Consider the following 24352-nt stretch of genomic DNA (forward strand, 5'->3'; position numbering starts at 1 on the left):
CGAGGAATGTTGAGCCATCTCAGGATCACCGGCCCGCACCGGCAGAGCCGGCTGGCCGCCTGGCAGGACGCCGCGCCGGCCGGGGTGACGCTGGTGGCCGACTGCCACAGTCGGCTGCGCGGCATCTACACGGGTGTCAACACCCTGATGCGCCAGTTGGTCCCGATGGTGTACGAGAAGGATCCAGAGCTCGTGCACGCGCACGCCACCGAGATCCTCTACCTGGCTCCGGAGCTGAACGAGCTCATCGACGACGAGGTGTTCCGGCCGATCCCGGTGGACGTGTACCAGGAGCACCGGCGCTTCCTCACCCGGGCCTATTCCACGGTGCGACCGCTCCTGCTCGCGCACGGCCTGACGAACTTCCTCAAGAAGTGCGCGGCCCTGCCGTACCTCGGACAGCTCGGCTGCCACTTCGAGAACGTGCACGCGGCGGACGAGTTGGACCGTCGGTTCCTCGCCATCCTGGTCCGCCGGATGGACCCCGCCCTGCTGACCGTGGGGATCGGCGTGACAGGCGACCCGCTGCCCGCGGACCTCGAGACCGCGCTGGACGGGTACACCCGCCCGGTGCCGGCGGCACCGTCGACCGGGCCGGACGTCGCCCACGAGCTGGAGCGGGCGTCTGCCGCCGTCCGCAGCACCTGGGCGAGGGCGTTCGTCGACTCGGACGGCACCAGTGACGTGCCTCTGGAGGTGGCCGCGTACGAGGCCGCGGAGGCCGCCGAGCGGCAGCGGTGGCACGACGAACGCGCCGAGGTGCTGGAGCGGCAGGACGACTTCGGACTCCGGCTGGGCGCGATCCCCTACCATCGCGCGCACGGCCGGTCCCCCGGCACGCTGGGGGCCGCCGCGTACCGGCTCGCGACCGAGTACGTCACCGACGTCGGCTACTACGAAGCGGCGGTGCGGATCGGCGACCTCGGCCGCGCCCTCGTCGATCGGGCCACCCAGCTGCGCGACCAGCCGAGTCTCTTCCTCGATCAGGACATTCCGCTGCTCGCGCTCCGCCGCACCGACGAGGCCCGCCGTGTCTACGGGGAGCTGCGTGCCTTCTCGGCCGAGCCGTCCGTGCAGGCCCACGCCGCGTACGGCATGGCCATGCTGTACGTCCGCTTCTACCCGCCGGAGCGACGCGACTACGCCGAGGCCAGAGGGTGGATCAACACCGCCCTCGCCCTGGCGCGCACCCTGCCCGAGGTCGGCCTCCGCGCTCACCTGACCGCGTTCGAGCAGAACGGTCTGGCCCTGGTCGAGTTCCGGCTCGGCAACTTCGACGAGGCGATCCGTCTGGAGACCGAGGCGATGGAGCTGCTGGACGCCCAGCCCGGTCCCCACCCGTACGAGCTGTACCTCCGCCGCGCGCTGCTGTCGTTCAACCGTGCGCAGGTCTACGCCGTGGTCGGCCGGTACGACGAGGCCATCGCGGACCTGACCTCGGTCATCGACCTGTTCCCCGAGGAGAGCGACGGATATCTCGAGCGAGGCAACGCGCACCGCCGCGCGGGCCGCCCCGAAAAGGCCCTCGCGGACTACGACCGCTCGATCGCCCGCAATCCCCCGCCCGAGGCGTACTACAACCGGGCCGGGCTGTTGTCCGAACTCGGCCGGGACGAGGCGGCGCTCGCCGACTACGACAGCGTCCTGGACCTCGATCCGGACCACGTGGACTCGCTGGTCAACCGCGCCGGCCTCCACTACGACCGCGGCGACTTCGGCGACGCCCGCCGGGACGTCGAGCACGGCCTGACCCTGGATCCCGGCAATGCCCGGCTCCTGTGCACCCTGGGCCTGCTCGACCTGGCCGACGGCCGTACGGAGGCGGCCGGACAGGCGCTCACCAGGGCGATCGAGCGCGACACCACGCTCGCCGCGGCGTGGGTCAACCGCGCCGTCCTCGCCTTCGAGAACGGCGAGGTGGACGCCGCCATCGCCGACCTGAGCGAGGCGCTGACCCTGGGTGAGGACGCCGTGGCCCGGTTCAACCGGGCCGTGGCCTACCAGCGCCGCCGGCGCTGGCAGGAGGCCATCGACGACTTCACCCAGGCCCTGGCCGTGGACCCGGGCGTCGCCGAGGAGGTCCTGACCCGCCGCGCCGCCTGCCACCGCGAACTGGGCCGGTCCGAGGAGGCCCGGCGCGACCTGGACGAGCACGCCCGGCTGCGCGCCGGGTAGGACGCCGCCTGTGCTCCGGGTCCCGAGTCCCGGCCGGTCGTGAAAAGGTGGGATCCATGAGCGATCCCACCAACCCGCTCGTCGAAGAGGCCACCAAGCGGTCGGGTCTCATCTGGCTCGCCCTGCCCGACCTCCCCCAGCCGCGCGCCGCCTGGCACCTCTGGCACGACGGGTCGGCCTACGTCGTGACGGGCGGCATCGAACAGCCACTGCCGGGTCTGCCGGAGGCCGAGCGCGTCACCGTGACCGTTCGTAGCAAGGACAAGGGCGGCAGGATCGTCTCGTGGGTCGCCGCCGTGAGCGAGGTCGAGCCGGCGTCGGAGGAGTGGTCGGCGGTGGTGCCGCTGCTGGCGAAGGAGCGCCTGAACGCCCCGGACGGCGAGGCGCAGACCGAGCGCTGGGCCCAGGAGGCGTTCGTCATGCGGCTCACGCCCACCGGCGAGGTCACCGAGTCGCCCGGCGCGATGCCCGCCGACTACGCCGCCGTACGCCCGGTGCTCAGCCCCGCGACGTCCGTCGGCAAACCGCCCTTCATGGTCGGCGGACGGCGCCGCCGCCCGGACCGATAGGCCCCCCGTGGCATCCGTACGGACCCGCGTCATCTCCCGGCTCCCATGGAATAGATCGCCCTTTACCTGGAGACAGGACGCGTATCGATAGCCTTCGAGCTATGACCGGAACGCCGTCGCGGGTGTTCGTCGCGCGCCTGGCGGGGATCGCCGTGTTCGACCCCGCGGGAGACCAGATCGGCCGCGCGCGCGACGTCGTCGTCGCGCTCCGCCCGCCGCCGAGGCCGCCGCGCGTGCTCGGCCTGGTGGTCGAGGTCCCCCCGCATCGTCTCGTCTTCCTGCCGATCACCCGGGTCACCAACATCGACGCGGGCGCCGTGATCTTCGACGGGCGCATCAACATGCGCCGGTTCGAGAAACGCGAGTCCGAGACCCTGGCCCTCGGCGAGATGCTCGACCGGACCGTCGAGCTCAAGGAGGACGGCGAGAAGGCCATCGTCCTGGACCTGGGCATGGAGCAGACCCGGACCCGCGACTGGCTGATCACGAAGGTGGCCGTACGCCGCGTCGGCCCGGCCGCCGGGCGAGGCCACGGCGCCCGCCTGAGCCTGCGGCGGCGCCGGGGCGAGACGTTCGTCGTCGACTGGGACGCGGTCAGCGGCCTGACGACGGTCGAGGAGAAGCAGGGCGCCGCGAACCTCATCGCCGCGTTCGAGCAGATGCGCGCCCCCGACCTGGCGAACGTCGTGCACGAGCTGTCGGCCAAGCGGCGGGTCGAGGTCGCCGCCGCGCTCGACGACCGGCGGCTCGCCGACGTCCTGGAGGAGCTGCCCGAGGACGACCAGGTGGAGATCCTCGGCGAACTGGGCGTGGACCGGGCCGCCGACGTGCTGGAGGAGATGGGCCCGGACGACGCGGCCGACCTGCTCGGCGAGCTGCCCGCCGAACAGCGCGAGCAGCTCCTCGCCCTGATGCAGCCCGAGGAGGCCGCGCCCGTGCGCCGCCTGCTCACCTACGCCGACAACAGCGCGGGCGGCATGATGACCACCGAACCGGTGATCGTGTCCCCCGACGCGACCGTCGCGGAGGCCCTCGCCCTCATCCGCAACTCCGACCTGAACCCGGCACTGGCCGCGCAGGTGTACGTGTGCCGGCCGCCGACGGCGACGCCGACCGGCCGCTACCTCGGCACCGTCCACTTCCAGCGGTTGCTGCGGGAGCCCCCGCCGACCCTGGTCAGCGCCATCTGCGACACCGAACTGGACCCGCTGCGGCCGTCGCGCTCGCTGGAGGCGGTGGCGAGCTACCTGGCGACGTACAACCTCGTCTCCGTGCCGATCGTCGACGAGGGCGGGCATCTGCTCGGCACGGTCACGGTCGACGACGTCCTCGACCACCTCCTGCCGGACGACTGGCGGGAGAGCGTCATGGACGCCCCGGCGGAGGAGGCCGACGAAGAGGAAGAAGCCCTCCGCAGCGCGGTGGGCGGCGGAGAACGAAGGGTGGAACGGCGATGAGCACCGCCCTGGGCAGAAGCCGTGAGGAGCGGCGGTTCGGACGTCTCGACCAGCCGCTGGAGTACCGCCGGACGATCTCGCCACGGCTCTATTACGACCCGGAGGCGTTCGGCCAGTTCTCCGAGCGGATCGCGCGGTTCCTCGGGACGGCGCGCTTCCTCGTGTACATGACGGCGTTCATCACGATCTGGCTCGCCTGGAACGCCTTCGCCCCGACGAACCTGCGCTGGGACCCGTACCCCTTCATCTTCCTGACCCTGATCCTTTCGCTGCAGGCGTCGTACGCCGCGCCGCTGATCCTGCTGGCCCAGAACCGCCAGGACGACCGCGACCGGGTGCAGTACGAGCAGGACCGCGCCCGCAACGAGCGGAGCGTCTCCGACACCGAGTACCTCACCCGGGAGATCGCGAGCCTGCGGATGGCGATGAACGAGGTCGCCACCCGCGACTGGATCCGCGACGAACTGGCGCACCTGCTCAAGGAGCTCGACGGCCACCGCCGCCCGGAACCGGAGTGGCGCGACCACCGAACCTCCGGCGCGGGCGAGCTCGGTTCGCCCGGCGGTTGACCTCTAAATATCATGTACCCATGGCCTCCCCCACGATCGAGCAGGTGACCGCGGCACTCGCGACGGTGAACGACCCGGAGATCCGCCGTCCGATCACCGAGCTTGACATGATCAAGGGCGTCGACGTGGCCGCCGACGGCAACGTGACGGTCGGCGTGTACCTCACGGTCGCCGGCTGCCCGCTCCGTGACACGATCACGCGCGACGTCACCGCCGCCGTCTCCAAGGTCGCCGGCGTCACCGGCGTACGGGTCGACCTCGACGTGATGAGCGAGGAGCAACGCTCCGCCCTCCAGACGAAACTACGCGGCGGGCAGGCGCCGAAGGAGATCCCCTTCGCCAAGCCCAACTCCCTGACCAAGGTCTACGCCGTGGCGAGCGGCAAGGGCGGCGTCGGCAAGTCGTCGGTGACGGTGAACCTCGCGGCCGCCATGGCCGCGCAGGGCCGCAAGGTCGGTGTCGTCGACGCCGACATCTACGGCCACTCCGTGCCCCGCATGCTCGGGGTCACCGGCCGCCCCACCCAGGTCCAGCAGATGATCATGCCGCCGAACGCCCACGGGGTGAAGGTCATCTCGATCGGCATGTTCACCGAGGGCAACGCCCCGGTCGTCTGGCGCGGCCCGATGCTGCACCGTGCGCTGCAGCAGTTCCTCGCCGACGTCTACTGGGGCGACCTCGACGTCCTGCTCATGGACCTGCCGCCCGGCACCGGCGACATCGCCATCTCGGTGGCCCAGCTGCTGCCCTCGGCGGAGATCCTCGTCGTGACCACCCCGCAGCAGGCCGCCGCCGAGGTCGCCGAGCGCGCGGGCGCGATCTCCGCGCAGACCCACCAGACGGTCGCCGGTGTGATCGAGAACATGTCCTACCTGCCCTGCCCGCACTGCGGCGAGCCGGTCGACGTGTTCGGCTCCGGCGGCGGGCAGACGGTCGCCGACGCGCTGACCCGGACGCTCGGCACGTCCGTGCCGCTGCTCGGCCAGGTCCCGATCGACGTGCGCCTGCGCGAGGGCGGCGACGAGGGCCGGCCGATCGTGCTGGACGACCCGGACGCCCCGGCCTCCAAGGAGCTGCGGGCCATCGCCGACAAGCTCTCGGGCCGCGCGAAGAGCCTGCGCGGCCGTCAGCTCGGCCTGAGCCCCAGCCGCGCCTGACCGATTCGCCAGGGCCTGTCGCAAGGCTCCCGTCCAGTAGGACAGCGGGGTTTTGAGGCGGGCCCTGGGGCATGTCTGGACAAATCCGCTGTCCGGCTGCGCGGCGCCCAGACGACGCTCGCCACGAACGGGGTCTGTCAGACCCGCCCTAGGCGCGTCCGGCGGGTCTCTGTCCGGCCGCGCGGCGCCCGGAGCGCGCCTCGTGACGAACGAGACCCTCGGACATGCCCTGGCGCGTCAATCGCTTGACCGGCCGTACGCGCGTGGTTTCGTGTGGTCATGGCACCTCGTCACGCCCGTACGGCCGTCGTGCTCTTAACGATCGCGGCGGTGGGATGCTCGTCCGGCGGCCGCGGGCACACCGCCGCGCCGCCCGCCGCCCCGCCGGCCGCAACCGCGGTCCCGCCGTCGAGTGCCGCGACGCCGGTTCCGACCGACGCGCTGCGGCCCATCCGGCCGTCGCCCCGGCGGTCGTACGGGCCGTGGGGTGCTCCCGTCCTGTCCGACGACTTCGGCAGCGACCGCCTGGACCCGGGCAAGTGGCAGGTCTACGACGCGCCGAACGCCGTCTCCCACCCCGGCTCGCCCGCCGGGGTCCACGTGTCCGGCGGGCTCCTGCGGCTCGTCGGCGGGCTCTACGGCGGCAAGGACCAGTCCGCGGGCGTCGTCTCCCGCCTCGCCCAGACGTACGGCCGCTGGGAGGCGCGGATCCGGGCCGACCGCGGCAGCGGGTACTCGGCGACCGCGTTCCTGTGGCCGACGCGGCTCGGGTCCCCGGAGTGGGCCGAGATCGACTTCGCCGAGATCATCGACGGGACCCGGCGTACGGGCGGGCTGTTCGTCCACCACGGCGCGGACGACCGGCAGCTGATGAAGATCGTCCATGTCGACTTCACCCGGTGGCACACCGTGGCCGTGGACTGGCTGCCCGGGCGGCTGACGTTCGAGGTGGACGGCAAGGCGGTGTGGAGCTACCAGGGGCCGTTCGTGCCGAGCCGGGCGGACATGCACCTCAACCTGCGGAACGAGACCGCCGACGGCTTCCACCGCTTGGCGAGCACGCCGCAGCGCGTGACCATGGAGGTCGACTGGATCCGGGTCTTCCGCGCCCCGGCTGCCATGCGCTGAGCGGGGCTCAGGTGGCCTCGGGATCGTACGGCGGGCGCTCGCCGTACGGCAGGAAGGGCTCCTCCTCCGCCGACTCTCGCCCGTCGAAGTCGTTCATGTCGTCGAGCAGGTGCTTGGTGACGAAACGACGAGGGTTCAGGTCCGAGATGTCGAAGTCGGCGAACTCCGGGCCCAGCCCCTCCTGCAGATCCGCCTTGGCGCTGTTGGCCATCGTGCGCAGCTGCCGCAGGGCACGGCCCGCCTGGGCCGCGACCTTGGGGAGCTGGTCCGGACCGAAGATGATCACAGCCAGCACCACGAGGACCGCCGCCTCGCCGATCCCTACGTCGAACACCCGTCCTCCTGACGGTGGCCACCGCTCGTCCGCGGAGCCACCGACCCCAGCTTAACCGGGCCGGGATCGGCGGTCTCCCCCCGAGGGCGGCGTCAGTTGCCGGCCGCGAGCGTCAGCTGGACGGTCTTGTTCTGCCCGGCGCGGACGAAGGTGACCGGCACCGTGTCACCGGGGGCCTTGCTGCGGATGGCCACGATCAGCTCGTCGGCCCCGCCGATCGGCTTCCCGGCGAAGGACGTGATGACGTCGCCCGCCTTCAGCCCGGCCTTCTCCGCCGGGCCGCCGGGGGTGATCGTTCCGGTCTTGCACTGTGTGCCCGAGCCGGACGTCGCGATCCGCGCGCCGCTGCCCTGGTAGGACATGTCCATGCAGGCGCCGATGATCGGGTGGACGACCTTGCCGCCCTTGATCAGTTGCTCGGCGACCCGCTTGACCTGGTTGGCCGGGATCGCGAAGCCCAGGCCGATGCTGCCGCTCTGCTGCTTCTCACCGCCGAGGTCCTGGCCGCCCAGCGTGGCGATGGCGGAGTTCACGCCGATCACGCGTCCCTGGGAGTCGACCAGCGGGCCGCCGGAGTTGCCGGGGTTGATCGCGGCGTCCGTCTGAACCGCGCTGATGTAGGCGGACTCGCCGCCCTCGCCGCTCGTGGTGACCGGCCGGTTCAGGGCGCTGACGATGCCGGTGGTGACCGTGCCCGCCAGGCCGAGCGGCGATCCGATCGCGATGACCGGGTCGCCGACGGCCAGTCCGTCGGAGTCGCCGAGGACGAGCGACGGGCGGCCGTCGAGGGAGGCCGGCTTGATCACCGCGATGTCGGAGTTGGGGTCGCGGCCGACGATGGTCGCCGAAGTGGTCTTGCCGTCGTTGAAGACGACCTGCATCGTGCCGCCCTGGGCGGCGGGGGCGACCACGTGGTTGTTGGTCACGATGTAGCCGCCGTTGACGATGAAGCCGGTGCCCGCACCGCCCTCGGTGCCGTTCGCGACCTTGATCATCACGACGCTGGGCACGACGCGCTTGGCGATCCCGGCCACGGACCCCGGATCGCGGTTCTTGGCCCCGGTCGAGGTCGCGCCCGAGCCCAGGTCGACGGACTTGTTGCCGTCGCCGCGGGTCGCGATCACGCCGATGCCGGCTCCCAGGGCGCCGGCGATGAGCGCGACCACCACCGAGACGGCCAGGAACATTCCCATGACCGGGCCGGACCGCTCGTTCGGCCGGATGGGAGGCACGGGCGCCCAGTTGGGGCTCGAGCCTCCGGGGCCCGAGCCTCCGGGCCCCGGCTGTGCGCTCCAGGCGTACGGCGTCGGGGACGGGTGCGGCTGGTGGTGCGGCGCGAAATACGGCCGGGTCGGCGTCGGCTCACCGGGCACGCCGCCCGGACCGGGCTGCCCGCCCTGGCCCGGCGGACCGGGCGGAACCGTCGGACCGCCCTGGCCGTACTGACCCGGTTGACCGCCTGGGCCCGGTTGACCGCCTGGGCCCGGCTGACCTGGCGGAGCGGGCGGGCCCATCGGGCCTCCCGCTCCCGGGCCGCCCGGCGAACCGGCGTAGTCCGCGGGCTCCCCGCCGTACGGCAGGGCCGCTCCCGGGTCCGGTGGCGCCATGCCCTCGTGTCGCGGCGGGCCGGAGACCAGCAGCTTGTCCGTCAGGCTCGGGGCGGTGTCGTCATCCCCGGCGTTCGACCCAAGCGCACGCCCGTCGTCCGGCGTCGGTCCCCCGGGCGCGCGGCTGTCGTCCGTCATCCCAAAGCTCCTTGCGTACCGCGCATGGATTTCGTCTCAGCGCTCCACAGTGGCGGGCGAGGCATGTGGCGAGCATAAGCGACCCGGCAGGCGGAACCTTCCGCATCGCGGCGTTGCCTCACCGGTGCCCGCTTCCCCCTGAACGTCCTACAAAACGCGATCTTCACCGATCAGTCAAACGGGTTCGCCCATGATGTCAGGCGGTTCAGCCCTCGGCCGAGGCGCCCCCAGAAGCCCGTGTCGCCGTGTGGGAGGGCCGCCATGGCGCGGTCGACGACCGGCGGCGGCGCGTCCGCGAGGATCGTGTAGACGTAGCCGCGGCTGGCCCACACGGCGCGCTGCTGGACGGTGTCGCGGAGGTAGACGGTCCGGCCGCCCCGGGTGGTCTTGTGCCAGTGTGCGACGCTGGCCGGGTCGAGGGTGCCGCGCTGGACGAACACCGACACGACCGAGAGGCCGTCGGAGTAGCTGAGGTGCACGACGGGGGCGTGGCTGTCGAGCTGGCGCGCGTCGTACAGGCTGAGCTCGCCCGGCAGGGTGGACTGCACCGGCCAGCCGCGGTAGCGCAGGGTGTCCAGGTCGGCCCCGGCGAGCCGGTGGGTCCACGGCGTCTCCACGGTCTGCGGCGTCACCGAGGCCATCAGGAACGTCGGCTTCGGCGGCGACGGCCGGATCTCGGTGAAGAACGTGAGGTTCACCGCGCGGCCCTGCTGGTCGAGCAGTTCACGGCGCAGCATCAGGCCGGTGGCCCGGTCGAGGTGGAACCGGCCGGCGGCGGTGCCGTCGGCGCGGCGCGCCTCGACGATGGTCGTGGGCCGGCCGCAGACCTGGCCCTCGCCGGCGCGGACGACGGCGTAGTTGCGGGCGAGCAGGTCGAGCATCTTCGGCGTGTAGCCGGTGAGGCCGCCCCGGCCCTGCTGAGAGTCGTCGGCCTCGAACATCTGCCCGCCCTGCTCGGCGGTGGTGCTCTCCACCCGCATCCGGGTGCCCTGGCCGGGCATGTGAGCGACGTTGACCAGCGACGTCGTCGACATGCCGCTGCGGCTCCAGGAGGTGATGTACTGCACGCCCTCGTACGAGGTGCCGCTCTCGGCCCCCTCGGCGGCGCGCAGGAGCCGCAGCGCCTCGGGGTCGGAGCGCAGCCGGGCGCCGCTCGCGGTGTCGCCGGTGGACACGAACCACAGCATCAGCAGCGCGGTGGCGATGCCGCCCGCCAGCCACGCGCGATGCGAGGCCCGGTGGTTCACGGGTGCTCGCCGGCCGTGACCGCCGGCCGCGGGTCGGTGAGCGGAACGTCCCCGGAGGTCAGGGCGTGCTCGACGGCGAACTGCTCGACGGACGGTGAGACGCGGGGCAGGCGGTCCGGGTCGGCGCCCGCGGCGAACGCCGCCGTGCCGACGCCGAGGACGGCGAACGCGGCCGCGCCCGCGACGAGGTAGCGGCCACGCGGCAGCCGCCGGCGCGTCGCCGCGGCGCGGCGGGGACGGTTGTCGGACGGCCGCGCCCGCGAGGGGCGGATGTCGGCGGGCCGGACGGCGGCCGGAGGCCGCGCCTGGCCGGGCAGCCGGGGGACGGGCGGCGGAAGGGGGTCTCCCGGCTCACCCATGGCCTCCAGGCGGCGCAGGAGGGCCTCGGACGGCATCGTGTCGTTCAGCGCCCGGAGCCGCTTCTTCAGGCCGCGCATCGCCTCCGCCTCGGCGCGGCACTCCGCGCAGGCGGCGAGGTGGCGGTGCGCCTTCTCACGCTCGTCGTGGCCCAGTTCGCCGTCGATCAGCGCGGTGAGCCGCTCCCCTAGGTGGCCGCTCATACGACCTCCTTTATCGGAGGAGTGACCGGACGCGCGGCGCTCACGATTCGCTCGCTCCGCTCACTCATGAGGCCTCCTCGGTCGGAGGCTCCAGACCAACCCGTTTGGACGGTGCGGCGGCGCGTCGCGGGCCACGGTGCTCCAGGGCGGCGCGCAGCTGCGAGCGGCCGCGGTGGATCCGGCTGCGGACGGTGCCGAGCTTCACGCCGAGCGTCGCGGCGATCTCCTCGTACGACAGGCCCTCGATGTCGCACAGGACGACGGCCGCCCGGTAGTCGGGCGCGAGGGAGTCGAGCGCCTCCTGGACGTCGGCGTCGAGGTTCTTGTCGTCGTAGGCCTGGGCGGGCGAGGGCTCCGGACCGTGCAGCCGCTCGGCCGCGTCCTCGGCGAGTCCTTCGAAGCGGATGCGCTGACGCCGCCGCGCCTGGTCGAGGAAGAGGTTGGTGGTGATGCGGTGCAGCCAGCCCTCGAACGTGCCGGGCTGGTAGTTGGCCAGGGATCGGAACACCCGGACGAAGACCTCCTGAGTGAGGTCCTCGGCGTCGTGGGGGTTGCCGGTCAGCCGGAAGGCGAGGCGGTAGACGCGCGCGGAGTGCTCCCGCACGATCTCGTCCCACGTCGGAGGAGTCCAGGCGATGCCGGGGTCGTGCACCGGCGCTCCCCTTTCACGTACGAGTTCTGCCACCGACATACTGCCCCGTTTCTTCCTTCGCGCCTAGCCGTAGCCACGCCCTCTGAAGAACGTGACGGTACGCGGCGGAGTTCCCCCTCCGTACTAGTGTTTGCCCTGCAGGCTCATGCGTCCCTAGGAGGAAGTCATCGACGCGGTGAAGGCCACCCTGGCCTACGTGGAGCAATACCTCCCGGAGGACGAGCCGCTGCGCGATGCCCGGCAGCGGGGACTGGACGTCGGAGCGACCCCGATCGGACCGGCGGGCGGCGCGGCACTGCGCCTCCTCGCCAGCGCGATCAGCGCGCGCACGGTCGTGGAGGTCGGCTCCGGGTGCGGCGTGTCCGGCATCTGGCTGCTGCGCGGGATGCGTCCCGACGGCGTGCTCACGAGCGTGGACGTCGAGCCGGAGAATCAGCGGCTGGCCCGCGAGGCGTACGCCGCGGCCGGTTTCCCGACCTCGCGCGCCCGGCTGATCGCCGGCCGCGCCCTCGACGTGCTGCCGCGCCTCACCGACGGCGCGTACGACATGGTGTTCTGCGACGCGGCCAAGCACGAGTATCCAGACTATCTGGGTGAGGCGCTGCGGCTGCTGCGGCCCGGCGGCGTCGTGGCGTTCGACAACGCCCTGTGGGGCGACCGGGTGGCCGACCCGTCCAACCGCGAGCCGGAGACCGTGGCGATCCGCACGCTCGGCCGGATGGTCCGCGACGACGACCGCCTCGTGCCGCTGCTGCTGCCGGTCGGGGACGGACTCCTCATCGCCGTCAAGAGCCGGTGACCGCGCTCCGGAGCGAGCCCGACGCAGCGAGCGGAGTGGTCGGGTGAGGCACGAGCCCGGCCGCGAAGCGAGTGAGGAGGGTGAGCGACCATCGAACGCGAGCGAGCCCGACGCAGCGAGCGGAGTGGTCGGGTGAGGCACGAGCCCGGCCGCGAAGCGGGTGAGGAGGGTGAGCGACCATCGAACCCGAGCGAGCCCGACGCAGCGAGCGGCTGAGCAACGACGCCGCCCGCGAAGCGGGTGAGGAGGGCGAGCGACCATCGAACGCGAGCGGAGTGCGCGGCCGAGGCACGAGCCCGACCGCGAAGCCGGCGAGGACGATCGAGCGGCCCGCGGGCGCGGTGATGGCGTGATCGCGGTACGGTCGCGGGCTTCGGCCCAGGGTGTCATCGCGGCGACCGGGACGCTCGTCCTGGTGGCGGTGTCGGTGGCGTTCGCGGTGAGCGGGGCGCGGGACGTGACGGCAGTCGGCGGCATGGTCGCCCTGGCCGTCGGCGTGGCGGGGATCGCGCTGTTCGGCGGGGGGCTCGTGGTCGCGGCCGGGCGGGCGGTGAGCGGCCGCCCGGTGCTGGAGGTCGACGAGGCGGGGGTGCGCCTGCCGGCGGCATGGCCGTGGTCGCGTTCGCGGGACCGCCGGCTCCCCTGGCCGGAGGTGGCCGCGGTGGTCGTGTGGAGCCGGGAGATTCCGCGCGGCCGGCAGCGGGTGGTGGAGCACGTGGCCTTCCTGCCCACCGAAGAGCGCGCCGAGGGCTCCTCTCCTCCGCCGAGCGCGGAACTGCTGGCCATGGGCCTGGACGACGTGCCCGGAGTGGCGACCCTCCACTGGTCGGTCGAGGTCTCGCCGGGCTGGGACACCGATCTGGCGACGGTCCTCACCGAGATCCACCGTCGCGGCGTCCCCACCGCCGACGTCCGGTCGCGGTGAACACCACGGCGGTACGCTCCCGGCAGCAGGGATGAGCGACCGCGTCATCCCGGGAGGGTTGGCATGGCCGGTGCTCCTCACCCCGACCCGGACGTCTCGATCATCGTCGTGACCTACCGCAGCGCCGCGTACATCGGCGAATGCGCGGAGGCCGTACGAAAGGCGTCGGCCGGCGTCTCCGCCGAGCTCATCATCGTGGACAACGCCTCGGGCGATGGCACGGCGGACGCGGCCCGTGCCGCGGCGCCGGACGCGCGGGTCGTCGAGAACGACCGTAACGGGGGGTTCGCCTACGCCTGCCACGCCGGCGTCGCCCGGGCGCGCGGCCGGCTGCTGTGGTTCGTCAACCCCGACGCCGTACCGGCCCCGGGAAGCCTCGCGGCCCTCCTCGCGTGCGCACGCCGCAATCCGCGGGCGGGGATCGTCGGCGGCCGGAGCATGCTCGAGGACGGCACGCCGGACCCGCGTTCCTGGTGGGGCCGCCCGACGTTCTGGTCCACGCTGTGCTTCGCGTTCCTCCTCGGCTCGGCCTTCCCCGGCAGTCGCGTGTTCGACCCCGAGACGCCCGGCCCCTGGACGGACGAGGAACGGCAGGTGCCGATCGTCACCGGCGGATTCATGCTCGTCGACCGCGCTCTCTGGGACGAGCTCGGCGGTTTCGACCGGTCGATCTTCATGTACGGCGAGGACGCCGACCTGTGCCTGCGAGCGCGGAAGGCCGGTTTCCGGCCGATGGTGACCGCGCGCGCCGAGTACCGGCACGAGGTCGGCGCCTCGTCGTCGAGCGTGCGCAAGCTCGTCCTGCTGTTCACAGGGAAGGTCACCGTGCTGCGGCGCCACCTGCCGTACGGGCGGCGCGGCGCGGGCGTGCGCCTCCTGACGCTCGGTGTGCTCTTACGCGCGCTGCTGAGTCGCCTGGTCTCCGCGCGGCCGCAGCGGCAGGGCCGTCCGACGGCCAGCGGCGCGGACTGGCGGGGGCTGTGGGCGGCGCGCCGCGAATGGACCGGCGGCTGGCCCGTTTCACAGCCCCGCCCGTAGCGCCGCGCCGCGAATAGACCCGCGGCCGGCCCGTTTCACAGCCCCGCCCGTAGCGGCACGCCGCGAATAGACCCGCGGCTGGCCCGTTTCACAGCCCCGCCCGTAGCGGCACGCCGCGAATAGACCCGCGGCCGGCCCGTTTCACAGCCCCGCCCGTAGCGGCGCGCGGCCCGATCGCGGCCTGTCTCAAAGCCCCGCCGTCCCGCGGACAGGGACTTCGAGACAGGCCCTGGGAGACATCCCTATGCCCGGCTGCTCTCGTCGCGCTGCCAGGTGGTGGCGCCGGACCGCCGGGCGCGCCACCGGGCGAGCAGCGTCACGGTGAGGAAGAGGGCGAGGCGCGGCAGGAGACGCGGGTCCCGTGACGCCATCGCCGCCAGGTCGCGCACGCTCGTCCGCGCGGAGCCGCCCGCCTGACCGAGTGCCGCCTCCTCGAGCTGCGCGACACCGGTGACGGCGCGGGTCCGGCGGCGCAGCAGGTCCCCCCAGGTGCGCGGCGGGTGGATCAGCACGCCGGCCGTTTCGACGACGGCGCGCTCGTCCGCGGCGAACGCGAGGGAGGCGGCGAGGTCGTCGGCGATGACGCCCGGCAGCCGCGCCAGGCGCGCGTGCCCGTCGGCGCCGACCGCGATGACGCCGCGGCCGAAGAGCCCGCGCCGCACCTCCGGGAGCCGGGTCCAGACGTCGTAGTACCAGCGGACCGGCCACGGCCGTCGCGTCATGTCCAGAACGCGCGCGGGCGCCGCCGCGAGCACACCCGGCCGGTCGAGAGCGGCCACCAGGGCCCGCACGTCATCGGCTCCCAGCTCGACGTCGGCGTCGACGTACAGCCTGGGGAACCCGCTGGCCGCGCGGTCGCCGAGACGCAGTGCCTCCGCCTTGGACGCCTCCGGCGACGTGACCACCCGCACGCCGAAGGACGCGGCGATCTCCGCGGTGCCGTCGGTGCAGCCATTGGGCACGACGACGATGTCGAACCCGGAGTCCGCGAGGCGCGCGAGTAACCGGCCGATGACCCGCGCCTCGTCGTGCGCGGGGATGACGACGCTCACCATAGGAGCGATTATGGCGCGCATGAGTCGCATTCACCCGGGCGCCGATGTGGACGACACGGCGCGCATCGGCGCGGACACGACGATCTGGCATCTCGCCCAGATCCGCGAGGACGCCCGTCTCGGTCAGGGCTGCATCGTCGGCCGGGGCGCGTACGTCGGGCCGGGCGTGCGCATCGGCGACCGCGTCAAGCTGCAGAATTACGCGCTCGTCTACGAACCGGCGGAGCTGGAGGACGGGGTCTTCATCGGGCCCGCCGCCGTCCTGACCAATGATCCCTACCCTCGTTCGACCGGTCTGGACGGCGAGCTCAAGCGCCCGGACGACTGGGAGGCCCACGGAGTGGTCGTCAGGGAGGGCGCCGCCGTCGGCGCGCGGGCGGTCGTCCTGGCGGGCCGGATCATCGGCCGCTGGGCGCTGGTCGCGGCGGGCGCGGTCGTGACACGGGACGTCGCCGACTTCGCGCTGGTGGCGGGCGTGCCCGCGCGCCGGATCGGCTGGGTCGGGCACGCCGGCGAGCCCTTGGAGGACGAAGGCGGCGGGCACTGGCGGTGCCCGCGTACGGGCGATCGCTACACGGAGAGCGACGGACGCCTCAGCCCGGCCGGAGGATGACCCGGCGCCTCACTGCGCCAAGGCCGAATGCGGACAACCCAGACCTCGCTTTCCGCCGTATATTCGGAGTCGCATTACCGAGGACTGCTTCATTTGGCGATCTGACCGCGCGCCAGCGGACGCGGGTTTCGGAGGTTGAGGAATCCGTTTTCGGCTTCCGCTCAGCCGGGGGAAATCATGGCCAGTGCAGGGCTAAGGCTGTTAGTAAGAGGGCTTCTCCTCGCGGCCGCGGTGTTTCTCATCATGGCGATCGCCGGATCGAAGGCGCACGCCGCCGGTCCGTGCGATTCCGGCGGAAATCTCGTGGCCTGCGAGAATACAAAACCGGGGTCGCCGAGCACGGAGTGGGACAAGATCTCCGGCGGCGGCCAGACAATCGAGGGCTACGCCGCCGAATTCAGCGTGAACGCCGGGGAGACCGTGCACTTCAAGGTCAATACCCCGGCCCGGAGCTATTCGATCGACATCTACCGGATGGGCTACTACGGCGGCGACGGCGCCCGGAAGATCGCCAGCATCACCCCGTCCGCCTCCCTCCCGCAGACGCAGCCGTCGTGTCTCAGCGACGACGCCACCGGGCTGATCGACTGCGGCGACTGGAAGGTCTCGGCGAGCTGGCCGGTGCCGGCCACCGCCGTCTCGGGGATCTACTTCGCGCACATCTCCCGTACCGACGGGAGCAACGACGACAACCACATCGTGTTCGTGGTCCGCAACGACGCCAGCCACTCGGACGTGGTCTTCAAGACCTCCGACACCACCTGGCAGGCGTACAACAGCTGGGGCGGCAACAGCCTCTACACCGGCGACAGCACGGCCGCGCCGGGCCGGGCCGTCAAGGTCAGCTACAACCGGCCTTTCAACACGCGCGAGTCGACCCCCTGGGGCCGTGACTTCGTCTTCGCCAACGAGTACCCGATGGTGCGGTTCCTCGAGGCCCAGGGGTACGACGTCACCTATCTGAGCAGCATCGACGCCGACGCGCGCGGCTCGCTCCTGAAGAACCACAAGGTCTTCCTGTCCGTCGGGCACGACGAGTACTGGTCCGCCGGCGAGCGCGCCAACGTCGAGGCCGCCCGGGACGCGGGAGTGAACCTCGGGTTCTTCAGCGGCAACTCGGTGTTCTGGAAGACCCGCTGGGAACCGAGCACCGACGGCACCTCGACCCCGTACCGCACGCTGGTGACGTACAAGTCGACGAGAGACAACGCGCAGACCGACCCCACCGGGACCTGGACGGGCAGCTGGCGGGATCCGCGGTTCAGCCCGCCCGCCGACGGCGGCCGCCCGGAGAACGGCCTGATGGGCACGATCTGGACGGTCAACTGCTGCGGCGTGGCCATGAAGGTGCCGGCGGCCGACGGGAAGATGCGGTTCTGGCGGAACACCCCGGCCGGAAGCCAGTCCGCGGGCGCGACCCTGACCCTGCCCGACCTGACGCTCGGCTACGAGTGGGACGAGGACCTGGACAACGGGTTCCGGCCGGCGGGGCTCATCGACATGTCCTCCACGACGGCCGACGTACCGGAGAAGCTCGTCGACTTCGGCGTCAACGTCGCCCCGGGGACCGCCACCCACCACCTGACGCTCTATCGCGCGCCGAGCGGCGCGCTCGTCTTCGGCGGCGGGACCGTGCAGTGGTCGTGGGGGCTGGACGCCGTCCACGACGGCCCCGACGGCGCGCCCACGGCCCCGGACCCGAGCATGCGGCAGGCCACGATCAACCTGCTGGCCGACATGAACGTCCAGCCGCTGACGTTGCAGAGCGACCTGAGGGTGGCCACGGCCTCCACCGACCACACGGCGCCGACCTCGACGGTCACCTCTCCGGCCGCGAACGCGAGCATCGCCAACGGCAGCACCGTCACGATCAGCGGCACCGCCTCCGACGCCGGCGGGCAGGTGGGCGGCGTCGAGGTGTCCATCGACGGCGGGACGACCTGGCATCCCGCGAACGGCCGCGCGACCTGGACCTACTCGTGGGACGCGACCGGCGCCGGCCCGGTGACGATCAGGACGCGCGCGACCGATGACAGCGGCAACATCGAGACGCCGGGCTCCGGGCGCACCGTCAACGTCACGTGCCCCTGCGGGCTGTTCGGGCAGTCGGCCACTCCGGCGACCCCGGCGGAGAACGACGCGACCCCGCTCGAGGCGGGCGTCAAGTTCCGCGCGGGCGTCGACGGCTGGGTCACGGGCGTGCGCTTCTACAAGGGCACCGGCAACACCGGCACGCACACCGGCAGCCTGTGGGCCGCCGACGGCACCCGCCTCGCCACCGCGACGTTCACGAACGAGACCTCGACCGGCTGGCAGTCCGTCTCCTTCCCGGTGCCGATCCACGTCACCGCCGGCACGACCTACGTCGCGTCGTACTTCGCGCCGGCCGGGCACTACGCCGCGGACGCCGCGTACTTCGCCTATCAGCCCAAGAACTCCCCGCCGCTCACCGGCCTGCGGGCGGGCACGGACGGCGGCAACGGCGTCTACCACGCCGGCGGGGCGGGCTTCCCCACGACCACCTACAACGGCGGCAACTACTGGGTCGACGTCGTGTTCAACACGGTGGAGCCGCCGGACACGACGCCTCCCGCGGTGATCGACTCGACGCCCTACGCGGGGTCCTCCAGCGTGCCGACGGCCGTCCTGCCGTCGGTCACGTTCGGCGAGCCGGTGCGGGCCGGGTCGGCGTCGTTCACCCTCAAGGACTCCGGTGGCACCGCCGTGGCCGGCAGCACCTCCCTGGACTCCGCGGGCACCGGCCTCACGTTCGTGCCGACCGGCCCACTGCCGGGCGGGACGACCTTCACGGCGACGGTGACCGGCGCCAAGGACGCCGCCGGGAACACGATGACGTCCTTCTCGTACTCGTTCACGACCGCGAAGCCACGGCCGGCGGCGGGTCAGTGCCCGTGCAGCATCTGGGCCGACGACACCGCGCCGTCCGTCGAGGGCGTGAACGACCCGAACGCACTGGAGCTCGGGGTCAAGTTCACCCCGGACACGAGCGGCTTCGTCAGCGGGATCCGGTTCTACAAGGGACGGAACAACACCGGAACCCACACCGGCACGCTCTGGACCGCGGGCGGCACCCAACTCGCCACGGCCACGTTCTCAAGCGAGTCGACGCTCGGCTGGCAGGAGGTCCGCTTCTCCTCGCCGGTGGCGGTGACGGCGGGCACCACCTATGTCGCGTCGTACCACACGACGACCGGCTGGTTCTCCGCCGACGGCGGCGGCCTGAGCCGCGCGGTCGACGACCCGCCGCTGCACACCGTCGCCGACGGGGCGGACGGCGTGTTCGCCTACGGCGCGCACGCCTTCCCCAACCAGAGCTACAACACCACGAACTACTGGGTGGACGTCGTCTTCACCCTGCCGCCCGACACCACGCCCCCGACGGTCGCGTCGACGAACCCCTCGAACAACGCGACGAGCGTTCCGGCGGGCGCCCCGGTGAAGGTCACCTTCAGCGAGGCCGTGCAGCCCTCGTCACCGGTGTTCACGCTGAAGAATCCCGGTGGCACCGCGATCGCCGGCAGTACCGCGTTCGACGCCGCGTCCAGGGTCCTCACGTTCACGCCGTCGAGCCCGCTCGCCGCGGGCACGAAGTACACCGCGAGCGTCAGCGGGGCGAAGGACGTCGCGGGCAACACGATGCAGGGGACGACCACGTGGTCGTTCACCACGAGCGGATCGTGTCCGTGCACGCTCTTCCCGAGCGACGCCGCGCCCGTCACGGCCTCCGCCGGCGACACCGGCTCGGTCGAGCTGGGCGTCAGGTTCACCCCGGACACAAGCGGGTGGATCTCCGGGGTGCGCTTCTACAAGGGGGCCGGCAACACCGGCACGCACACCGGCAGCCTCTGGACCACGGGCGGCACCCGGCTGGCCACCGGCACCTTCACCGGCGAGACGGCGTCGGGCTGGCAGACCCTGGCGTTCTCCGGGCCGGTGCAGGTCACGGCCGGCACGACGTACGTCGCCTCGTACCACGCGCCGAACGGCCACTACGCGGCGGACGGCGGCTACTTCTGGAACGCCCTGGACAACGCGCCGCTGCACGCCCCCGCGAGCGGCGCGTCGGGCGGCAACGGCCTGTACTCCTACGGTTCGGGCACGCGCTTCCCGAACGAGTCCTACGGCGGGTCGAACTACTGGATCGACCCCGTCTTCTCGACCGCCCAGCCGGGCGACGTCACGCCACCGACGGTCGACGCGTCGAACCCGGTCAGCGGCCAGACGAGCGTGCCGCCGGGCACCGGCATCTCCGCCACGTTCGGCGAGGCGGTGCAGGGCGGCACCGTCCAGTTCGCGGTCACCCCGTCCGTGACGGGCTCCGTGACGTACGACTCCGCGACCAGGACCGCGACCTTCCAGCCGCCGGCGCCCTGGCCTGGAACACCGCGTACACGGTGAAGGTCACCGGCGCCAAGGACATCGCCGGCAACACGATGACGGCCGCGTACACCTGGTCGTTCACCACCGCGCGGCAGCCGACCCCGGGCACGTGCCCGTGCTCGATCTGGGCCGACAGCGCGATCCCGCAGGTCACGGACGTGGACGACCCGAACTCTGTGGAGCTCGGCGTCAGGTTCACCTCCGACACCGCCGGGTGGGTCACCGGCGTCCGGTTCTACAAGGGGCCCGGCAACACCGGCACGCACACCGGCACCCTGTGGGCCGCCGACGGCACCAGGCTGGCCACCGTGACGTTCTCCGGCGAGTCGGCGGCGGGCTGGCAGGAGGCGCACTTCTCCACCGCGGTCGCCGTCGCCGCGAACACGACCTACGTGGTGTCCTACCTCGCGCCGAACGGCGAATACGCGGCCGACTCCGCCGCGCTCGCCGGGGCGGGCGTCGACGCCCCGCCGCTGCACGCCCTGCAGTCCGGCGGCCTCTACGGGTACGGCGCCGGGGGCTTCCCGCCGAACGCGAGCACCGCGAACTACTGGGTGGACGTCGTCTTCACCACGACCGCCCCGTCGGCGGCGCCGGCCGCGTGCCGAAGAACAGCCCGTCGCCGACGCCTACGCCATCGACGCCACCGTCGACCACACCACGCGAAGGAGAACACCGTTGACGGACGCAGTGGGACTGGCGGTCATCGGGGCCGGCTACTGGGGGCCGAACCTCGTACGGACCGCTCAGGCGACCCCGGCTCTGCGGCTGGAGTGGCTGTGCGACCTGGACGAGGAGCGGGCGCGCACCGTGCTCGGGGCCTACACGACGGTCCGGGTCACGACGTCCTACGAAGCGGTCTTAGACGATCCCGCCGTCGACGCGGTCGCGATCGCGACACCGGCCGCCACCCACTTCGATCTCGTACGGTCGGCGCTCGAAGCGGGCAAGCACGTGCTCGTCGAGAAGCCGCTCACGATGTCGGCCGCCGAGGGCCGCAAGCTCGTCGACCTGGCCGACCGGACCGGCCGCGTGCTCATGTGCGACCACACCTACTGCTACACCCCGGCGGTCCGGCGGATCCGCGAGCTGATCCACGGCGGTGAGCTCGGCGACGTGCAGTTCGTCGACTCCGTCCGCATCAACCTCGGGCTGGTGCAGTCCGACATCGACGTGCTGTGGGACCTCGCCCCGCACGACCTGTCGATCCTCGACTTCGTGCTCCCGGAGAGGGTCGCCGCCGTCGCCGCCCACGGCAGCGACCCCATCGACGCCGGCCGCGCCTGCGTGGCGCACCTGACGCTGTGGCTGACGTCGGGGGCGATGGCCCACGTCCACGTCAACTGGCTCAGCCCGACCAAGATCCGCACCACCGTGATCGGCGGGTCGCGTCGGACGGTCGTGTGGGACGACCTGGACCCGCTGCGCCGGGTCTCGGTGCACGACCGGGGCGTGGACCGCGTCCCCCAGGGACCCGACCAGCGCCGGGAGGCGCTGATCTCCTACCGGCTGGGCGACATCCACGTGCCCGCCCTGCCGGAGCAGGAGGCGCTGCGCGGGGTGATGACCGAGTTCGCCGCCGCCATCAACGAGTCCCGGCCGGCGCTCACCGACGGCCGCGCCGGCCTCCGCGTGATCACCCTGCTCGAGGCGGCGTCGCGCAGCATCGCGAGCGGCGGAGCGACCATCCCGACGAAGGAGAACGCGTGATCGAAGGTAGCCGCTGTCTCGTCACCGGCGGAGCCGGGACCATCGGCTCGACCATCGTCGACCAGCTCGTCGCCGCGGGCTGCGCGGACGTCGTCGTCCTGGACAACTTCGTCCGCGGCCGGCCGGAGAACCTCGCCGGCGCGCGGGAGAGCGGCCGGGTACGCGTGGTCGACGGCGACATCCGTGACGGCGCGCTCGTACGGTCGCTGCTCGACGGCGTGGACGTCGTCTTCCACCAGGCCGCGATCCGCATCACCCAGTGCGCGGAGGAGCCGCGGCTCGCGCTGCAGGTCCTCGTCGACGGCACCTACGAGGTGGTCGAGGCGGCAGCCGAGCGCGGGGTGCGCAAGGTCGTCGCGGCCTCCTCGGCGTCCGTGTACGGCCTCGCGGAGGAGTTCCCCACGCCGGAGCGCCACCACCCGTACGCCAACGACACGCTGTACGGCGCGGCGAAGACGTTCAACGAGGGGCTGCTGCGCAGCTTCCACGCGACGCACGGCCTCGACTACGTGGCCCTGCGCTACTTCAACGTGTACGGCCCGCGGATGGACATCCACGGCCTCTACACCGAGGTGCTGATCCGCTGGATGGAGCGCATCGAGTCCGGCCGGCCGCCGCTCATTCTCGGCGACGGCGCCCAGACCATGGACTTCGTCTTCACCGAGGACATCGCGCGGGCGAACCTCCTGGCGGCCGACGGCGACGTCACCGACGAGGTGTTCAACATCGGCAGCCGCACCGAGACCAGCCTCCGCGAGCTGGCCGAGGCGCTGCTGCGGGCGATGGACGCGGACCTCGGGCTCGAGTTCGGCCCGGCCCGGACCGTCAACGCGGTGACCCGGCGTCTCGCGGACGTGTCGAAGGCCGAGGAACGCCTCGGCTGGAAGGCCGAGATCGGCCTGGACGAGGGCCTGCGCCGGCTCGTTCGCTGGTGGCGGTCGCAGCGTTGAGCGGGCCGAGCGGCACCTGCCCGCGCCCGGTGAGCGGCGCCTGCCCGCGCCCGGTGAGCGGGCCGAGCGGCGCCTGTCCGCGCCGGCCGCCGGACGCGGGCAGGCCACCGGACGCGGGCGGGCGGCGATCCGGTGCCGTGGGCGCCTCATGAGCCTGGTCGTCTACTTCGGCGGCACCGGCTACGACGGGGTCGCGGGCACGGACCGGCGCATGGCCGACGAGCTCGCCGCCCTGACGCCCGTCCTCTACGTCGACCCGCCGCGCTCGGTGCTGACCCCCCTGATCCACCCGCACCTCGCGGCGTCGCTGCGCGGTCCGGCGTTGCGCGAGGTGCGCGCGGGCCTGTGGTGGCTCACCCCGCGCGTGCTGCCCGGCGCGCAGCGCCCCGGCATGCGCCCCGTCACCGACGCGCTCATCCGCCGGGCGGCCCGTCGTGCGGCCGCCCGGCTCGGGATGCGCGTGCCGGCGGTGGTCGTCGCGGGTCCCGGCGACCTGCTCGGCGCCGTGCCGGGTGCGCGCGCCGTGTACTACGCCACCGACGACCTCGTGGCGGGCGCGGCGCTGCTGGGCCAGTCGGCACGGCACCTGCGCGCGGCGCAGGCCCGGCAGCTCGCCCGCGCCGACGCGGTCGCGGTCGTCTCCCCCGTGCTGCGGGAGAGGCTCCCGGGGGCGGTGGTGATCCCGAACGGCTGCACGCCCGTCGACGCCGACGCGGCGCCGTGGCCCGGCGACGTGCCCGGGTCCTTCGCCGGTCCGGTCGCCGGGTTCGTCGGGCACATCAACGCGCGGATCGACCTCACGCTCCTGGAGGCCGTCGCGGGCTCCGGACGCCCGCTGCTGCTCGTCGGCCCGCACGACCCGTCGTACGAACCGGCGCGCTTCGCGGCCCTGGTCGCGCGGGAGAACGTGTGCTGGACGGGACGCAAGCCCGCCGAGGAGCTGGCGTCGTACCTGAGGGTCATCGACGTGGGCCTCACGCCGTACGCGACCAGCGATTTCAACCGGGCCAGCTTCCCGATCAAGACCCTCGACTACCTCGCCGCCGGCCGTGGCGTGGTCTCGACCGACCTGCCGGCGACGGCATGGCTCGGCACGGACCTCGTGCGCACGGCGACCCGCGACGGCTTCGCGACCGCCGTCGAGAAGGAGCTGGCTGTGCCCCGGACGCCGGAGCTCCAGGCACGGCGACGCGCCTTCGCGGAACGGCACACCTGGTCCCGGCGGGCTCGCGACCTCGCCGCCCTACTCGGATTGGAGAACGATTGAT

19 protein-coding genes and 1 pseudogene are annotated in these 24352 nt (G+C 72.7%); 14 read left to right on the forward strand and 6 right to left on the reverse strand.

Going from position 1 to position 24352, the window contains the following annotated elements:
• Positions 1–6 precede the first annotated feature (6 nt).
• From ACYVF7_RS49755 to ACYVF7_RS49780, 6 genes are all read left to right on the forward strand, one after another.
• Positions 7–2175, forward strand: a complete 2169-nt coding sequence (locus ACYVF7_RS49755; protein ID WP_460353653.1) for a tetratricopeptide repeat protein — start codon at positions 7–9, stop codon at positions 2173–2175.
• A 56-nt stretch (positions 2176–2231) separates the two neighbouring features.
• Entirely contained in the window at positions 2232–2744 is a 513-nt protein-coding gene (locus ACYVF7_RS49760; RefSeq protein WP_460353655.1) for a hypothetical protein, read from the forward strand.
• 101 nt (positions 2745–2845) lie between these two features.
• Positions 2846–4201, forward strand: coding sequence for a magnesium transporter MgtE N-terminal domain-containing protein (locus tag ACYVF7_RS49765; RefSeq protein WP_460353656.1), 1356 nt, complete (start codon positions 2846–2848; stop codon positions 4199–4201).
• Positions 4198–4770 carry a DUF1003 domain-containing protein gene (locus ACYVF7_RS49770; protein ID WP_460353658.1) on the forward strand — a complete coding sequence of 191 codons (573 nt, stop codon included), beginning with the start codon at positions 4198–4200 and terminating at the stop codon, positions 4768–4770. The genes ACYVF7_RS49765 and ACYVF7_RS49770 overlap by 4 nt, the downstream gene beginning before the upstream one ends.
• A 20-nt stretch (positions 4771–4790) precedes the next feature.
• Positions 4791–5927, forward strand: a complete 1137-nt coding sequence (locus tag ACYVF7_RS49775) for an Mrp/NBP35 family ATP-binding protein (RefSeq protein WP_460353661.1) — start codon at positions 4791–4793, stop codon at positions 5925–5927.
• A 279-nt stretch (positions 5928–6206) separates the two neighbouring features.
• A complete protein-coding gene (locus ACYVF7_RS49780) occupies positions 6207–7055 on the forward strand; it encodes a glycoside hydrolase family 16 protein (protein ID WP_460353664.1) in 849 nt (282 codons plus the stop codon).
• Positions 7056–7062: 7 nt separating this feature from the next.
• On the opposite strand, the gene ACYVF7_RS49785 is transcribed toward ACYVF7_RS49780, so the two are convergent.
• The 5 genes from ACYVF7_RS49785 to sigE all read right to left on the reverse strand — a co-directional run bounded on the left by ACYVF7_RS49785 (position 7063) and on the right by sigE (position 11632).
• A complete protein-coding gene (locus tag ACYVF7_RS49785) occupies positions 7063–7389 on the reverse strand; it encodes a sec-independent translocase (RefSeq protein ID WP_460353667.1) in 327 nt (108 codons plus the stop codon).
• 92 nt (positions 7390–7481) lie between these two features.
• Positions 7482–9134 carry a S1C family serine protease gene (locus ACYVF7_RS49790; protein ID WP_460353670.1) on the reverse strand — a complete coding sequence of 551 codons (1653 nt, stop codon included), beginning with the start codon at positions 9132–9134 and terminating at the stop codon, positions 7482–7484.
• A 170-nt stretch (positions 9135–9304) separates the two neighbouring features.
• Positions 9305–10381: a sigma-E factor regulatory protein RseB domain-containing protein gene (locus tag ACYVF7_RS49795; protein ID WP_460353672.1), complete on the reverse strand. Its 1077-nt coding sequence runs from the start codon at positions 10379–10381 to the stop codon at positions 9305–9307.
• Positions 10378–10941, reverse strand: a complete 564-nt coding sequence (locus tag ACYVF7_RS49800) for a zf-HC2 domain-containing protein (RefSeq protein ID WP_460353674.1) — start codon at positions 10939–10941, stop codon at positions 10378–10380. The genes ACYVF7_RS49795 and ACYVF7_RS49800 overlap by 4 nt, the downstream gene beginning before the upstream one ends.
• A 64-nt stretch (positions 10942–11005) precedes the next feature.
• Complete coding sequence (gene sigE / locus ACYVF7_RS49805; RefSeq protein ID WP_460353675.1) at positions 11006–11632, reverse strand: RNA polymerase sigma factor SigE; 627 nt, start codon at positions 11630–11632, stop codon at positions 11006–11008.
• A 136-nt stretch (positions 11633–11768) separates the two neighbouring features.
• Between sigE and ACYVF7_RS49810 the strand changes: the two genes are divergently transcribed.
• The 3 genes from ACYVF7_RS49810 to ACYVF7_RS49820 all read left to right on the forward strand — a co-directional run bounded on the left by ACYVF7_RS49810 (position 11769) and on the right by ACYVF7_RS49820 (position 14355).
• Positions 11769–12392: an O-methyltransferase gene (locus ACYVF7_RS49810; RefSeq protein ID WP_460353677.1), complete on the forward strand. Its 624-nt coding sequence runs from the start codon at positions 11769–11771 to the stop codon at positions 12390–12392.
• 349 nt (positions 12393–12741) lie between these two features.
• On the forward strand, positions 12742–13317 hold the full coding sequence (locus ACYVF7_RS49815) for a hypothetical protein (protein WP_460353679.1): 576 nt from the start codon (positions 12742–12744) through the stop codon (positions 13315–13317).
• Positions 13318–13380: 63 nt separating this feature from the next.
• Positions 13381–14355: a glycosyltransferase family 2 protein gene (locus ACYVF7_RS49820; RefSeq protein ID WP_460353681.1), complete on the forward strand. Its 975-nt coding sequence runs from the start codon at positions 13381–13383 to the stop codon at positions 14353–14355.
• A gap of 242 nt (positions 14356–14597) precedes the next feature.
• On the opposite strand, the gene ACYVF7_RS49825 is transcribed toward ACYVF7_RS49820, so the two are convergent.
• Positions 14598–15410, reverse strand: coding sequence for a glycosyltransferase family 2 protein (locus ACYVF7_RS49825; protein WP_460353684.1), 813 nt, complete (start codon positions 15408–15410; stop codon positions 14598–14600).
• A gap of 19 nt (positions 15411–15429) precedes the next feature.
• Here ACYVF7_RS49825 and ACYVF7_RS49830 point away from each other — a divergent pair, with 19 nt between their 5' ends.
• The 5 genes and pseudogenes from ACYVF7_RS49830 (at position 15430) to ACYVF7_RS49850 (ending at position 24351) form a co-directional block, all read left to right on the forward strand.
• On the forward strand, positions 15430–16023 hold the full coding sequence (locus ACYVF7_RS49830) for an acyltransferase (RefSeq protein ID WP_460353686.1): 594 nt from the start codon (positions 15430–15432) through the stop codon (positions 16021–16023).
• A gap of 243 nt (positions 16024–16266) precedes the next feature.
• Positions 16267–20921, forward strand: a pseudogene (locus tag ACYVF7_RS49835) (DUF4082 domain-containing protein); the annotation flags it as partial.
• 181 nt (positions 20922–21102) lie between these two features.
• Positions 21103–22134, forward strand: coding sequence for a Gfo/Idh/MocA family protein (locus tag ACYVF7_RS49840; protein WP_460353689.1), 1032 nt, complete (start codon positions 21103–21105; stop codon positions 22132–22134).
• Positions 22131–23084 carry an NAD-dependent epimerase/dehydratase family protein gene (locus tag ACYVF7_RS49845; RefSeq protein ID WP_460353692.1) on the forward strand — a complete coding sequence of 318 codons (954 nt, stop codon included), beginning with the start codon at positions 22131–22133 and terminating at the stop codon, positions 23082–23084. Before ACYVF7_RS49840 ends, ACYVF7_RS49845 begins: the two co-directional genes overlap by 4 nt.
• 148 nt (positions 23085–23232) lie before the next feature.
• Positions 23233–24351: a glycosyltransferase gene (locus tag ACYVF7_RS49850; protein WP_460353693.1), complete on the forward strand. Its 1119-nt coding sequence runs from the start codon at positions 23233–23235 to the stop codon at positions 24349–24351.
• Position 24352 lies beyond the last annotated feature (1 nt).

This window comes from Actinoallomurus acanthiterrae, assembly GCF_054775715.1.

Excerpts from the sequence above, each read along its gene's own strand:
- ACYVF7_RS49755 (WP_460353653.1), top strand. The coding sequence starts at position 7 with ATGTTGAGCCATCTCAGGATCACCGGCCCGCACCGGCAGAGCCGGCTG.
- ACYVF7_RS49765 (WP_460353656.1), top strand. The coding sequence starts at position 2,846 with ATGACCGGAACGCCGTCGCGGGTGTTCGTCGCGCGCCTGGCGGGGATC.
- ACYVF7_RS49825 (WP_460353684.1), bottom strand. The coding sequence starts at position 15,410 with ATGGTGAGCGTCGTCATCCCCGCGCACGACGAGGCGCGGGTCATCGGC.
- ACYVF7_RS49775 (WP_460353661.1), top strand. The coding sequence starts at position 4,791 with ATGGCCTCCCCCACGATCGAGCAGGTGACCGCGGCACTCGCGACGGTG.
- sigE (WP_460353675.1), bottom strand. The coding sequence starts at position 11,632 with ATGTCGGTGGCAGAACTCGTACGTGAAAGGGGAGCGCCGGTGCACGAC.
- ACYVF7_RS49770 (WP_460353658.1), top strand. The coding sequence starts at position 4,198 with ATGAGCACCGCCCTGGGCAGAAGCCGTGAGGAGCGGCGGTTCGGACGT.
- ACYVF7_RS49780 (WP_460353664.1), top strand. The coding sequence starts at position 6,207 with ATGGCACCTCGTCACGCCCGTACGGCCGTCGTGCTCTTAACGATCGCG.
- ACYVF7_RS49850 (WP_460353693.1), top strand. The coding sequence starts at position 23,233 with ATGAGCCTGGTCGTCTACTTCGGCGGCACCGGCTACGACGGGGTCGCG.
- ACYVF7_RS49820 (WP_460353681.1), top strand. The coding sequence starts at position 13,381 with ATGGCCGGTGCTCCTCACCCCGACCCGGACGTCTCGATCATCGTCGTG.
- ACYVF7_RS49830 (WP_460353686.1), top strand. The coding sequence starts at position 15,430 with ATGAGTCGCATTCACCCGGGCGCCGATGTGGACGACACGGCGCGCATC.
- ACYVF7_RS49790 (WP_460353670.1), bottom strand. The coding sequence starts at position 9,134 with ATGACGGACGACAGCCGCGCGCCCGGGGGACCGACGCCGGACGACGGG.
- ACYVF7_RS49760 (WP_460353655.1), top strand. The coding sequence starts at position 2,232 with ATGAGCGATCCCACCAACCCGCTCGTCGAAGAGGCCACCAAGCGGTCG.
- ACYVF7_RS49800 (WP_460353674.1), bottom strand. The coding sequence starts at position 10,941 with ATGAGCGGCCACCTAGGGGAGCGGCTCACCGCGCTGATCGACGGCGAA.